16 protein-coding genes are annotated in these 13,738 nt (G+C 48.2%); 13 read left to right on the top strand and 3 right to left on the bottom strand.

Translation table 11 applies throughout. From position 1 onward, the window contains the following. Window positions 1–194: 194 nt before the first annotated feature. Complete coding sequence (locus MJ769_RS08485; RefSeq protein WP_239236267.1) at window positions 195–383, bottom strand: hypothetical protein; 189 nt, start codon at window positions 381–383, stop codon at window positions 195–197. A gap of 56 nt (window positions 384–439) precedes the next feature. Between MJ769_RS08485 and MJ769_RS08480 the strand changes: the two genes are divergently transcribed. Next, the gene (locus MJ769_RS08480; protein ID WP_239236265.1) at window positions 440–652 is read left to right on the top strand and encodes a hypothetical protein; all 213 of its coding nucleotides are present in this window, start codon (window positions 440–442) and stop codon (window positions 650–652) included. A 369-nt stretch (window positions 653–1,021) separates the two neighbouring features. On the opposite strand, the gene MJ769_RS08475 is transcribed toward MJ769_RS08480, so the two are convergent. Then, window positions 1,022–1,450, bottom strand: a complete 429-nt coding sequence (locus tag MJ769_RS08475) for a hypothetical protein (protein WP_239236263.1) — start codon at window positions 1,448–1,450, stop codon at window positions 1,022–1,024. Window positions 1,451–1,465: 15 nt separating this feature from the next. Further along, complete coding sequence (locus tag MJ769_RS08470) at window positions 1,466–2,488, bottom strand: RHS repeat-associated core domain-containing protein (protein ID WP_239236261.1); 1,023 nt, start codon at window positions 2,486–2,488, stop codon at window positions 1,466–1,468. 314 nt (window positions 2,489–2,802) lie between these two features. Here MJ769_RS08470 and mnmG point away from each other — a divergent pair, with 314 nt between their 5' ends. The 12 genes from mnmG to atpD all read left to right on the top strand — a co-directional run bounded on the left by mnmG (window position 2,803) and on the right by atpD (window position 13,722). After that, on the top strand, window positions 2,803–4,740 hold the full coding sequence (mnmG, locus tag MJ769_RS08465) for a tRNA uridine-5-carboxymethylaminomethyl(34) synthesis enzyme MnmG (protein ID WP_239236259.1): 1,938 nt from the start codon (window positions 2,803–2,805) through the stop codon (window positions 4,738–4,740). Continuing rightward, on the top strand, window positions 4,737–5,357 hold the full coding sequence (rsmG, locus tag MJ769_RS08460; protein ID WP_239236257.1) for a 16S rRNA (guanine(527)-N(7))-methyltransferase RsmG: 621 nt from the start codon (window positions 4,737–4,739) through the stop codon (window positions 5,355–5,357). The genes mnmG and rsmG overlap by 4 nt, the downstream gene beginning before the upstream one ends. 2 nt (window positions 5,358–5,359) lie before the next feature. Then, entirely contained in the window at window positions 5,360–6,139 is a 780-nt protein-coding gene (locus MJ769_RS08455; protein WP_239236251.1) for a ParA family protein, read from the top strand. A 16-nt stretch (window positions 6,140–6,155) separates the two neighbouring features. After that, a complete protein-coding gene (locus MJ769_RS08450; RefSeq protein ID WP_239236249.1) occupies window positions 6,156–6,998 on the top strand; it encodes a ParB/RepB/Spo0J family partition protein in 843 nt (280 codons plus the stop codon). Window positions 6,999–7,075: 77 nt separating this feature from the next. Beyond that, on the top strand, window positions 7,076–7,426 hold the full coding sequence (locus MJ769_RS08445) for an ATP synthase subunit I (protein WP_239236247.1): 351 nt from the start codon (window positions 7,076–7,078) through the stop codon (window positions 7,424–7,426). Between the two features lie 5 nt (window positions 7,427–7,431). Continuing rightward, complete coding sequence (atpB, locus tag MJ769_RS08440) at window positions 7,432–8,292, top strand: F0F1 ATP synthase subunit A (protein WP_239236245.1); 861 nt, start codon at window positions 7,432–7,434, stop codon at window positions 8,290–8,292. Between the two features lie 56 nt (window positions 8,293–8,348). Next, window positions 8,349–8,591, top strand: coding sequence for a F0F1 ATP synthase subunit C (gene atpE, locus MJ769_RS08435; protein WP_239236244.1), 243 nt, complete (start codon window positions 8,349–8,351; stop codon window positions 8,589–8,591). Window positions 8,592–8,625: 34 nt separating this feature from the next. After that, window positions 8,626–9,096: a F0F1 ATP synthase subunit B gene (locus tag MJ769_RS08430; RefSeq protein WP_239236242.1), complete on the top strand. Its 471-nt coding sequence runs from the start codon at window positions 8,626–8,628 to the stop codon at window positions 9,094–9,096. Between the two features lie 5 nt (window positions 9,097–9,101). Next, the gene (locus tag MJ769_RS08425) at window positions 9,102–9,635 is read left to right on the top strand and encodes a F0F1 ATP synthase subunit delta (RefSeq protein WP_239236241.1); all 534 of its coding nucleotides are present in this window, start codon (window positions 9,102–9,104) and stop codon (window positions 9,633–9,635) included. Between the two features lie 30 nt (window positions 9,636–9,665). Beyond that, window positions 9,666–11,207, top strand: coding sequence for a F0F1 ATP synthase subunit alpha (atpA, locus tag MJ769_RS08420; RefSeq protein WP_239236240.1), 1,542 nt, complete (start codon window positions 9,666–9,668; stop codon window positions 11,205–11,207). Window positions 11,208–11,222: 15 nt separating this feature from the next. After that, window positions 11,223–12,092, top strand: coding sequence for a F0F1 ATP synthase subunit gamma (gene atpG / locus MJ769_RS08415; protein WP_239236238.1), 870 nt, complete (start codon window positions 11,223–11,225; stop codon window positions 12,090–12,092). A gap of 208 nt (window positions 12,093–12,300) precedes the next feature. Beyond that, complete coding sequence (gene atpD, locus MJ769_RS08410; protein ID WP_239236236.1) at window positions 12,301–13,722, top strand: F0F1 ATP synthase subunit beta; 1,422 nt, start codon at window positions 12,301–12,303, stop codon at window positions 13,720–13,722. The last annotated feature ends 16 nt before the right edge of the window (window positions 13,723–13,738 follow it).

The following is a 13,738-nucleotide window of genomic DNA, read 5'->3' as shown; positions in this document are numbered from 1 at the left end:
TTATGACCGGTTCCTGCTATCCATATGGTACAAGAATTTGTTTCTTGTGTCGTTTGGTTGAAAGCTAAAGTTGGAATCCGCTATAACGTTACCGAATTCATCGTAATCCATGCGTTGACCTTGCCGGTTTTTTTTGAGTGTGATGTCAGGCGACTCGATCAGGCACTAAACGATCACTTCATTGTTTATTATTTTCAGTGAGACATCGTCAAGGCATCAATCAATGCTGACAAGCGTGGCGTGAAGTTGATGAAGCGCACAATCAGGATAAGAAACGCTGTTGGTCGCTGGGGCATGATGCCAGCGGAGTCTTGTTGCTGGTGACGCATATTTACCAGACTACCGGCCCCACCAGTGCCAGTGCCCGCTTGATTTCCGCCCACCCGGCCATTAAGTGGAAACGGTTTTTTTACGAGAACGTACCACGATAGGTACCAATATGAATGCAGCTACTACCCCCTCACATGACAACGACATCCCTGTCGAAGTGGATTATACCGGTTCGACACGCGGCAAGTTTGATCAGCCCAATCTACGCCCCAACCTGCCGGTTTATCTTGATGCCGAGGTGCAGGATTATCAAAATGTGATAGCCGCTAAAAAAGAAACCACCGCATCCGGGTTGCCGGAGAGGATGGCTTTTTTATTGTAAATAAGTAAGGAAGAGAGAGGGTGGGCAGTGCGGCTCAATCAATCAGCGAATTGTGGAACATTATCATACGGCGCAATGCGCTTCGCTTATTGTCGCCTTACGGGGTGCGCCTTACGCGGGTTGGCACATTGGTAACGCATGTGTCCTCCCCTTGTGATGTTGGGCTTCGTAAGCTCAGCGCCAACCTACGTTAGCTCAGGCTACGCTTGCCATGTAGGATCAAGGTGACGCTTGCAGCAAAATTGAAACCACAATACCTTGGCGCATTCCTATGCCACGAACTAAAGATGTATCTGTATCAGGTCCGTATAGCCAGAATTGATCTAACTCTTTTGGTTTGTAATATCTGCCACTATCATCCGAAAGCCATCATTTATAGGCTGTTGCTGAGTCCAGAATTTCTATAGGATTTCCATAAGCAGATATCACATTTTTTTCAGTGCTACCAAGTGAAATTCCTCTTTCAGTGACAAATTGGTTAAGGATATATTTTGCTTTCCCTCTGGAAGCACAAGCTTCGTTATTAGAAAGAAGCATCGAGACTACTATCCCTTCGCTCTGTAGTACGCCAGCTCGAAAATAACCGCCACCAGTCACAGCATAACAATAGTAGACAATGTCTTTACCCGCAGGATTTACCTTACCTATCGTTTTGAAAAGATGCTTGGCATCCAACGCTTTTTTATCTAGACAGTTTTCACCTAAACATGTCGGCCCCTCTTTAGAGGCAGCGTGGACAGTTAAAGTCAGAAATAACAACGCTACAACCATAACGAATCTAGATATATTTATTCGCATAAAAGCTTCTCAATCCTAATATCGATAGTATGGAATACTGACTCCTGGATGTTCTTTCTTGAAATCCATAATCTTGTCAGCCAAATCTAAAACGTCGCCATTCTGTCCTCTAGTACAACCCATGGTTGCACACCACCCCTGTTGGTCTGCTTGGGAGTCTGCTACAGCTCTACAGCTTCCACCTCCATGAATATGTCTACCTCGCGAATCTCCAACGTCAATCACAGCACCGTCTGGGCCAAACGCTCGGCTATTACCTTTGTGACGTACACCAATAACATTTGGTGTAGAAAATCCTTGATTTGCATCTGATCTTGCGCGTGATGAAACAGAAGTACTCGTCGGAATTGTAAATGGATTCCCATTTGGATCTTCTGGTCGAGGATCAAATGTGGTCGTACCTCCACGCATGTCGGTATACAACGATGCTAATCCCAAAGGATCCACATAACTAAGCGGATTCCCCCCGACATAGGTATACAAATTCCGATCCCCACCTTCAAACAAGATCGGATCCTTGGCTGTCCACCGTCCAACTTCGGCATCATAATCGCGAGCGCCGAATCTGAGCAGCTTGGTATTGCGATCATACAACCCGCCTGCGAAGCCGAAAGGTTGGAAGCCAGGGTTGGAATCCGCAATAACATTGCCGAATTCATCGTAATCCATGCGTTGTACGATGGCGCCGGTGGAGGTATTCACCACCAACCTCGGGCTACCCAGATTATCGGCGATGATGCGGTAGGTTACACTGGCCTTGATCATGTAATCGGGCACATTAATGTGTGTGGCATATACGAAACGACTCACGATAGCGTTAGTGCTGTTCAATTCGGCAACAGGACGAAGCCGGCCCTGGTATAAAAACGCCTGCACCAGTGTTCCGTTCACTTTTTTGCCAATACGGCGATTCTCTCCATCGATCAGATAGTCTATGGCTGTGCCATCTGGCAGCGTAACGTTCAGCAGGTTACCGATTGCCCGCCGCTTTGCCTTTGACGTATGTTTTACAGTCGTTCGCATATCGGTTAAAGACATAAGTCTACTTCCAAGTGCTGATTCATAGGCGATATACTCGTCCATCCTCGACTATCACGAAAGTTTTTTCCATCGACAGGTCGTGATTAACTCGGTCAAAAAACTATTCCAGCACTATGCTACCTCAGTTCTGAGGCCCTCTGTAACGTATTGATTGTCCGTTTTGAACGCTTAAAAATTAAGTAATACTTTGTTTCACGTGGAACAACTATGAGAGGGCTTTCTGCCTTCGTATCATTTTGATGTATGATGCGTGTATTCGTTTCATCAAGCGTATTACCGTTTCTGCAATCAAAAAACTAAAGAAAACAAAGATGGATTTCCCGAAAAAATTCGATGTGATTGTCGTGGGCGGTGGCCACGCCGGGACAGAGGCTGCACTTGCAAGTGCACGCATGGGCTGCGCCACCTTGTTGCTCACGCATAACATTGAGACACTCGGGATGATGTCGTGCAACCCATCTATTGGCGGCATCGGAAAGGGGCATCTAGTCAAAGAGATAGATGCTTTGGGCGGTGTTATGGCGGCGGCAGCTGATGAATCTGGCATTCAATTTCGCATCCTCAACGCCTCTAAAGGGCCAGCAGTGCGCGCTACGCGCGCTCAGGCTGATCGAGTGCTATACAGGCAAGCCATCCGCAAGCGATTAGAAAACACCCCCAACCTTTGGTTATTTCAGCAGGCGGTGGATGATTTACGGGTAGAAGATAATAAGGTATGCGGAGTTTTCACTCAACTGGGTTTGTATTTTTCTGCAAAAACCGTTGTGTTGACTACAGGGACTTTCCTTTCGGGCCTAATTCACATCGGACAGACCTCTTACCAAGCAGGACGGGCGGGCGACCCACCCTCTTTTAGTTTAGCGCAATGTTTGCGCGAACTTAAGTTACCGATGGGCAGGCTGAAGACTGGCACGCCACCGCGCATTGATGGGCGTAGCATTGATTATTCCGTGATGACCGAGCAACCTGGCGATATGCCGGTGCCAGTATTCTCATTTATGGGACGAGTACAACAGCATCCGCAACAATTATCTTGCTGGATTACCCATACAAATCAACACACGCACGATATTATCCGCGCTGGGTTAGATCGTTCACCGATGTTCACCGGAGTTATTGAGGGTGTGGGGCCACGCTATTGCCCTTCTATCGAGGACAAGATCACGCGCTTTGCCGACAAAGAATCGCACCAGATTTTTCTGGAGCCGGAAGGGTTGACTACACACGAAGTTTATCCAAACGGGATTTCCACCAGCTTGTCTTTCGATGTGCAGTTGGCACTAGTGCGTTCCATAAAGGGCTTGGAGAATGCGCATATCACGCGCCCTGGCTATGCAATTGAATATGATTATTTTGATCCACGCGGATTGAAGCATTCATTGGAAACCAAAGTGATAAGTGACCTGTTTTTTGCCGGGCAAATTAATGGCACCACCGGATATGAAGAAGCGGCCGCTCAGGGTTTATTGGCGGGCATTAATGCAGCCTTGCGCGTGCTGGGCAAAGAAAGTTGGTGCCCGCGACGCGATGAGGCCTATCTGGGCGTATTGGTAGATGACTTAATTACGCGTGGCGTGTCTGAGCCTTATCGTATGTTTACCAGTCGTGCCGAGTATCGCCTGCAACTACGTGAAGATAACGCAGATCTGCGTTTAACAGAAATCGGGCGCAAACTGGGTGTGGTAGATGATGCATATTGGCGGGCGTTTGAGTTGAAGCGTGATGCAATTACACGCGAACAAGAACGGCTGAAATCCATTTGGATCAACCCAAAGCTGTTGCCACAGGAAGATGCGGTGCGCGTTCTGGGCAAAGGGATAGAGCGCGAATATGCGTTATATGAACTTTTGCGCCGTCCCGATGTGAGCTATGCCAGCCTGATGACTTTGCCTGGGGCAGGTGAGCCGGTAGTTGATGAAAAAGTGGCAGAGCAGGTGGAAATTCAAGCCAAATATCACGGCTACATTGAGCGACAGCGCGGTGAAGTTGCGCGCAATGAACATAATGAAAATATGCGGTTACCTGAAACTATGGATTATCGAACGGTGCTTGGCCTGTCAATTGAGGTGCAGCAAAAACTCAATCAACATATGCCAGAGACAGTAGGAGAGGCGGCCCGTATTTCCGGAATAACTCCGGCAGCGGTTTCCTTGTTATTGGTACACCTGAAACGCGGTTTTCGGAGTGTTGTAATGACAGCAGATGTTAAAGAGCCACCAGAAGGCGCGAAAGTGAAGAAAAGCGCGTGAATCAGGCCAAAGAGCTGGCGCTTGGTATTACGCAACTCGGGTTGGATGTTGCGCCAGATGTGCAGTGCAAGTTGTTAAGTTATCTTGAGTTGTTGCAAAAATGGAATCGGGTTTATAACCTGACGGCAATTCGTCAGCCGGCACAGATGGTAAGTAGTCATTTGCTCGACAGCCTTGCCGTCTTGCCGCATTTATGGCCAGGCCGTTGGCTAGACGTGGGCTGCGGTGCAGGCCTACCCGGCTTGATGCTGGCGCTAATGCGCCCAGAATGGACATTCGTCCTTCTGGATAGTAACAGCAAGAAAACTAGCTTTGTGCAGCAAGTGAAAATTGAACTGGAATTGCGCAACGTAAGCATTTACTGCGGACGAGTGGAAGCCTGGCAGTCGGAGGAGAAATTTGATGGCATCATTTCCAGAGCTTTCGCAGAGGCAACAAAATTTGTTGCGCTGACACGTCATTTGCTGGCACAGGAAGGGCGCTGGGTAGCCATGAAGAGCGTTCCGCAGCTGGAGCTGGAGCGGTTGCCAAATGATGTCAGTGTGGAACGAGTTGTTCCGTTGCAGGTGCCAGGGCTGGCCGCCGAACGCTGCCTGATGATGTTGAAATTCACTTGAATATGGTCAAGATACTAGCGATTACCAATCAGAAAGGGGGGGTGGGTAAAACGACCACGTCAATTAATTTGGCTGCAAGTCTGGCAGCCATGAAGCAGCGCGTATTGCTGATTGATCTGGATCCCCAAGGTAATGCCACTATGGGTAGTGGTATTAACAAGCGTGATTTGTCGGCAACTATTTACCACGTTTTACTGGGAAGCAAAACCCTGCAAGAAGTTCGTCTTCAGTCGGAAGTCGGTAAGTATGACGTACTACCGGCGAACCGTGATCTGGCTGGTGCCGAAATTGAACTGGTTGATTTGCCGCAGCGTGAAACCCGACTCAAGAAAATTCTGCAAGCCGTAACGGCTGAGTATGATTATGCATTGATTGATTGTCCCCCCGCTTTAAATCTGCTTACCCTCAACGGGCTGTGTGCAGCAAAGTCAGTCATGATTCCGGTACAGTGCGAATACTATGCCCTGGAAGGGCTTAGCGATTTGGTTAATACCATCCGAAAGGTGCGAGCTCACCTTAATCCGGATCTTGAAATCGAGGGTTTGTTGCGCACCATGTTCGATCCACGTAATACATTGGCTTTGCAGGTATCAGAACAATTGCAACAGCACTTTGGTGAGAAAGTCTACCGTGCTATCGTCCCACGTAATGTGCGGTTGGCGGAAGCGCCCAGCTATGGTGTGCCGGTACTTCACCATGACAAATCTTCCAAGGGTGCTCAGGCCTATCTAGCTCTGGCTGGCGAATTGCTCAATAAGGCGGCGCAATCGGCACCGTCTTAACCTAGAAGGAAATGACTTGGTAAAACCAAACAAAGGATTGGGGCGCGGCTTGGATGTATTGCTGTCCGGCAACGGCAAAGAGCAAGACGACGTACTGAGTGAAATGAAGGTTGATGAACTCCAGCCGGGCAAGTACCAGCCGCGCAGCCGCATGGATGAAGCCTCACTCAATGAACTGGCCGCTTCGATCAAAGCGCAGGGCGTTATGCAGCCAATCCTGGCGCGTTTGTTACCCAATGGTGATCACGAGATAATTGCCGGGGAGCGCCGCTGGCGAGCTGCTCAGCTGGCAGGTCTGAGCCAGGTGCCGGTGTTGGTGCGCAAGGTGGCAGACAACGCCGCACTGGCCATGGCGTTAATCGAAAACATTCAACGTGAGGATCTCAATCCATTAGAAGAAGCAATCGGCATTCAGCGTCTGATCGATGAATTTCAGATGACGCACATGGAGGCCGCCGACGCGGTAGGGCGTTCGCGCAGTGCAACTAGTAACCTACTGCGCCTGCTCAAGTTGCCGAAGGCAGTGCAGGATATGTTGATGGGGGGCGGCCTCGATATGGGGCACGCTCGTGCGCTGCTGGCGCTGGATGGCGCGCGGCTGATCGCCGCCGCCAACAAAATTGCAGCGGACGGGCTGTCGGTGCGCGAGGCAGAAAAGCTGGTGCAAGATTTGTTGAATCCAATACCGCGACACAACAGGGTCAAACCCAGTCGCGATACACTGCAATTACAAGAAGATATTGCCCAGAATCTCGGCACTAACGTACAAATCAAGGAAGGTAAAAAAGGCGCGGGTAAGTTAATTATTAACTACACTAGTCATGATCACTTGGCCGAGCTCATCGCACGCTGGAAATGACGCCCTGAAAATAAATCGTTGACGCAAGTCAGCTAGATTGAGTAGAATGCTGGGCTTCGAGGGAATTGGGGACGCTTGTGGGCAGTGCGGTTCGCCGGATTATTTTGATTCAGGTGGCTGTAACCGTGGCAATGGCATTGTTGATGCTGGTGCGCCTGAACGCAGTTGCCGCAGCCTCTGCTTTTGCTGGAGGAGCGGTAGGTTTTCTGACCAGTTTGGTTTACGCTAAAAAAATGTTCGCGCCATTGGGCAGCGAACCAGAAGCAATAATTTCGGCGCATTATCGCGCCGAAGCTTACAAGCTTGTGTTCACCATCCTATTGTTCTCTTTGGTCTTCACGCAATTTAAGGAAGTGCATGTGTTGCCGCTGTTTGTGGCATATATTGCAACTTTGATGGTTTACTGGGTAGCACTAATTTTTGTCTAAAATTTATGAGCACTGAAGGCCTGACGACATCCGCTTATATTAAGCACCATCTTCAAAATCTGACCTGTTCCATACAGGAGGGTCATTTCCATTGTGCGCATACAGCCGAGGAGGCTAAGGCAATGGGGTTTTGGGCATTCAACATGGATACACTTTTGGTTTCTCTACTCCTAGGATTGGTGTTCTTATTCCTTTTTAACAGGGTGGCTAAAAGCGTCAGCACTGACGTTCCAAGCGGTATGCAGAATTTCGTGGAATGGGTAGTTGAATTTATTGACAGCAGTGTGCGCGGCTCATTTAACGGGCGCAGTGCATTGGTTGCTCCGTTGGCATTAACCATTTTTGCCTGGATTTTCCTGATGAACCTTATGGATCTGGTGCCTATAGACTATGTTTCGTTGATTACCCAGCCGCTGGGCATTGGTCATTTTAAGCTGGTTCCTACCACGGATCCGAACGCTACCATAGGTATGGCTATTGGCGTATTTCTGTTAGTGCTCTATTACAGTGTAAAGGTTAAAGGTCTGGGTGGCTTTGTCGGTGAATTGACGCTGCAACCGTTTGGTAAATTTGGTTTGCCAGTCAATCTGTTTCTAGAAGGAGTCAATCTAATTGCCAAGCCGGTTTCATTGGCATTGCGGTTGTTCGGAAATATGTATGCAGGCGAAATGATATTCATCCTGATCGCGCTTATGGGCGCATCTTGGGTAAGCTTTACCTTCTCCAGCACGCTATTGTTCGGTTCACAGATTATTCTTTCTTTGGGGTGGGCGATTTTTCATATTCTGATTGTCACGCTGCAAGCCTTTATTTTCATGACGTTGACTATTGTGTATTTGGACATGGCGCATCAGGAACATCACTAGAGAATCATAACTTTATTTTCTTAAACACTTAACTTTTACTGACAGGAGAAAAACAAATGGATACGGCACAAGCAATGCTTTATATCGCCGGCGCGATCATGATGGGGCTCGGTGCTTTGGGTGCCGCAGTAGGTATTGGTATTTTGGGTGGTCGCTTCCTTGAAGGCGCCGCTCGTCAGCCTGAGTTAATTCCTATGCTACGTACACAGTTCTTCGTGGTAATGGGCTTGGTTGATGCTGTGCCAATGATTGCGGTCGGTATTGCTATGTATGTTCTGTTCGCAGTGGCAGGTCAGTAAGCCTACGTACGTTTAATCTAGGAAAGGTATTTGCATGAACATTAATGCGACCCTTATCGGCCAAACGATCATGTTTGCATTGTTCGTATGGTTTTGCATGAAATTTGTGTGGCCACCCATCATGGCAGCGCTGGATGCTCGCAGTAAGCGGATTGCAGATGGTTTGGCTGCGGCAGAGCGAGGCAAGAATGACTTGGCGTTAGCTTCCAAGCGCTCTGCCGAGCTTCTCCGAGAAGCAAAAGAAAAGGTATCTGAAATTATTGCGTTAGGTGACAAGCGCGCAAGCGAAATAGTTGAAGAAGCCAAGGTGCAAGCCAAGATAGAAGGTGAACGTATTGTTACGGCAGCTAAGGCTGAAGTTGAGCAGGAGGTATTCCGCGCCAAGGAGCATTTGCGTACACAGGTGACTGCAGTTGCATTGGCTGGTGCAGGCAAAATTCTGGGTCGAGAAATAGACGCCAAGGCACATAACGACTTGCTTGATAAGCTAGTCGCGGAAATTTAAATATTATGGCTGAAGCTATTACTGTCGCACGCCCATATGCTCAAGCCGCATTCGATGAAGCGCGTGCGCTTGGCGAATTGAAGAGTTGGTCGGACATGTTGCAATCACTAGCTCAGGCAGTGATTAATCCAGAGGTTCGTGCAATTATTACCAGCCCACGCATAATCAAAAGCCAGTTAGTAGACTTGATGCTGGCACTTGCCGGCGATAAGGTAAGCAAGATTCAACAAAGCTTTGTCAAATTGATGATAGAGGGTCAGCGCCTCACGCTTTTGCCAGAAATCGTAATTCTGTTTGAGATAATGCGAGCTGAAGCAGAGAAAAATGTGGACGTTGTGGTGACTTCCGCCTTTGATTTAAGTGAAGTACAAAAGCAAAAAATTTCTGAAGCGCTACAAAAGCGCATGGGCCGAGAGATCAGGCTTAGCTGTGAAACTGACCGCAAATTATTAGGCGGAATAGTTATCCGCGCCGGTGATAAGGTGATAGATGGATCTGCGCGCACCCACCTTTCCGAGTTGGCCAACGCCTTGGCTTGATACAGATATATTGAAATTAAGGAAAAGTAGATGAAGCTCAACCCTTCTGAAATTAGTAATTTGATTCGTAGTCGCATCGAAAATTTCGAGGCGCTATCCCAAGCGCGTACGGAAGGTACGGTCGTCAGCGTAACCGATGGTATTGTACGTATTCACGGTCTGTCAGATGTTATGCAGGGTGAGATGCTCGAATTTCCCGGCAATACATTCGGGCTGGCGCTCAATCTTGAGCGCGACTCCGTTGGCTCAGTGGTGCTGGGCGACTACGAGCACATTACTGAAGGTGACACTGTCAAGTGCACTGGCCGAATTTTGGAAGTGCCTGTCGGACCCGAGCTGATCGGCCGCGTAGTGAATGCTCTTGGTCAACCCATTGACGGCAAGGGTCCAGTCAACGCCAAGATTACAGATAAAATTGAAAAGGTTGCGCCGGGTGTAATTGACCGCAAGTCAGTGTCACAGCCAGTGCAGACCGGCCTCAAAGCCATTGATTCGATGGTTCCAGTTGGTCGCGGCCAACGCGAATTGATCATTGGTGATCGCCAAACTGGAAAGACTGCCGTAGCTGTAGATGCCATCATCAACCAGAAAGGTCAGGACATGACCTGTATCTACGTTGCGATTGGCCAAAAGGCATCTACTGTTGCCAACGTAGTGCGTAAGCTCGAAGAGCACGGCGCGATGGAATACACCATTGTGGTTGTGGCAACCGCCTCTGATTCTGCGGCCATGCAATTTCTGGCGCCTTACGCCGGTTGTACTATGGGCGAGTATTATCGAGATCGTGGCCAAGATGCGCTGATTGTTTATGACGATTTAACAAAACAAGCTTGGGCATATCGCCAGATATCTTTGCTGTTACGCAGACCACCCGGTCGTGAAGCCTACCCAGGAGATGTATTTTACTTGCACTCGCGCTTGCTGGAACGTGGCGCACGGGTGAATGAAGAGTATGTTGAAAAATTTACTAATGGCGAAGTCAAAGGCAAGACTGGCTCGTTGACAGCGTTGCCAGTGATTGAAACTGCCGCAGGTGACGTGTCCGCTTTCGTCCCTACCAATGTAATTTCCATTACCGACGGCCAGATTTTCCTGGAATCTGATTTATTCAATTCGGGCATCCGCCCCGCGATCAACGCCGGCATATCAGTATCGCGCGTGGGTGGTGCGGCACAGACCAAGGTAATCAAAAAACTGGGGGGCGGCGTACGTTTGGCGTTGGCGCAATATCGCGAACTAGCCGCCTTCGCTCAGTTCGCTTCTGATTTGGACGACGCAACACGCAAACAACTGGAGCGTGGTCGCTTGGTTATGGAATTGATGAAGCAGCCGCAGTATGCACCATTGTCCGTAGCTGAAATGGCAATAACGCTGTTCGCGATTAACAAAGGTTCCTTTGATGATGTACCTATCAATAAGGTTTTGGCATTTGAAATCGGACTCCACACATTCGTAAAATCCCAATATAAGTCCTTGGAGGAAGCCATTGAGTCCAGTAAGGAATTATCTGCCGACAACGAGAAAATCTTGATTGCTGCGATTGAAAAATTCAAGTCCACTGCAGTTTACTAAACTGGGGGCAAGATAATGGCTGGTAGCAAAGAAATACGAACTAAAATAAAAAGTGTAGAGAATACACGAAAGATCACGCGCGCGATGGAAATGGTGGCGGCTTCCAAGATGCGTAAGGCACAGGAACGTATGCGCGCCGCTCGCCCATATGCGGAAAAAATACGTCAGGTTGCAGCACATTTGTCTCGTGCTAATCCGGAATATAAGCATCCATTTCTGATTAAACGAGAGATCATCAAGAATGTCGGTGTGATTATTATTACCTCTGACAAAGGATTGTGTGGCGGTCTCAACACGAACATCTTGCGTCTAGTAGTGGCGCGGATGAAGGAATGGGAAGACGAGAGTAAAGGTATTAGCATATGCGCTGTTGGTAATAAAGGTTTTACCTTTATGTCCCGTATCGGTGCAAAAGTCAAATCACATATGATTGGACTGGGAGACATTCCTCACATCGAGAAACTGATAGGAGCGGTCAAGGTAATGCTGGATGGATACAATGCCGGTGAGATTGATGCAATTTACATTAGTTATAACGGGTTCGTTAACACCATGAAGCAAGAGCCAAGAATGGAGCAATTGCTGCCGCTCACGGGCGAACTTCTGGAGCCTACGAATGGCAGCGCATGGGATTACATTTATGAGCCTGATGCCAAGGTCGTAGTGGATGAGTTGTTAGTTCGGTACATTGAATCGTTAGTTTATAACGGGGTGACTGAAAATCAGGCGTCCGAGCAGAGTGCTCGCATGGTAGCCATGAAGGCTGCATCCGATAATGCGAAGGAAGTGATAGGTGAACTAAAGCTGATTTACAATAAAGCGCGTCAAGCAGCGATTACGAAGGAAATATCAGAAATTGTTGGTGGTGCAGCGGCTGTAAGTTAATGTATGTTATTTACTGCGGCTCAATCAAATTTAGAATCTTAAATTAGAACTGGGCTGCTAAAAAATAGCACACGCATATTTTGTAGATGCTTAACAATAAGTAAATATTTAGTTAACAAAGCCAGATCACGATAGATTTTGAATTAGAGATGTACTCAACTGTTTGCAACAATGAGTACAGAATCAATATAAAGTGGGGAACCTCAAGATGAGTCAAGGAAAAATTGTTCAGTGTATTGGTGCGGTGGTGGACGTTGAGTTTCCGCGTGATCATATCCCAAAAGTTTACGATGCGCTGGTAGTACAGGACGATGGAAGCTCTGTTGCTGAAAAAGGCCTGACCTTGGAAGTACAGCAGCAGATTGGCGACGGCGTTGTGCGCACCATTGCAATGGGTTCCTCCGACGGACTGCGACGCGGAATGGGAGTGGTCAATACAGGTGACCAGATAACTGTGCCAGTTGGTCATGGCACTTTGGGTCGTATTATGGATGTGTTGGGTCGCCCTATTGATGAAGTGGGTGAAATTAAATGTACGGAACGGCGCTCTATTCACCAGAAAGCGCCAAAGTTCGATGAATTGTCTCCATCGGTCGATTTGTTGGAAACTGGTATTAAGGTTATTGATTTGGTGTGTCCCTTCGCCAAGGGCGGCAAGGTGGGTCTATTCGGTGGCGCTGGTGTTGGTAAGACCGTGAATATGCTTGAGCTCATTAATAATATTGCCAAACAACATTCCGGTTTGTCCGTGTTTGCTGGTGTAGGTGAGCGTACTCGTGAAGGGAATGACTTCTATCATGAAATGTCGGAAGCGGGTGTGATCCAATTGGATAACTTGCCTGAGTCCAAAGTAGCAATGGTATTTGGGCAGATGAACGAACCGCCAGGCAATCGCCTACGCGTGGCGTTGTCTGGTCTGACTATGGCGGAATATTTCCGTGATGAAGGACGTGACGTCCTGTTTTTCGTAGATAATATTTACCGCTTCACGTTAGCTGGTACTGAAGTATCTGCTTTGTTGGGACGTATGCCTTCAGCGGTAGGTTACCAGCCAACTCTGGCAGAAGAAATGGGGCGTTTGCAGGAGCGTATTACCTCAACTAAGACGGGCTCCATCACCTCGATCCAGGCTGTGTATGTGCCAGCCGATGACTTGACCGACCCTTCTCCTGCGACTACGTTCCTACACTTAGATTCCACCGTAGTTCTGTCGCGCGACATCGCTTCATTGGGTATTTACCCCGCTGTAGATCCATTGGACTCAACTTCGCGCCAGCTTGACCCTCTGGTAGTAGGAGAAGAACATTATAACGTTGCCCGTAGCGTACAACAGACGTTACAACGCTACAAGGAATTGCGAGACATTATCGCGATTCTAGGCATGGATGAATTGGCACCAGAAGATAAGCTGGCAGTGGCACGTGCACGTAAGATTCAACGTTTCTTGTCTCAGCCTTTTCACGTAGCCGAAGTGTTTACCGGCAGCCCTGGAAAGTATGTGACTCTGAAGGAGACTATCAAGGGCTTTAAGGGCATTGTCAATGGCGATTACGACCACTTGCCTGAACAGGCATTCTATATGGTCGGTACTATTGATGAGGCGGTTGAAAAAGCAAAAACTCTTCAGTAAGATTTTAACGCCGTAA

Source organism: Candidatus Nitrotoga sp. BS, assembly GCF_927797785.1.
GTDB lineage: Bacteria > Pseudomonadota > Gammaproteobacteria > Burkholderiales > Gallionellaceae > Nitrotoga.
The sequence above is the reverse complement of the archived record's forward strand: the minus strand, read 5'-3'. Positions and strand labels throughout refer to the sequence as shown.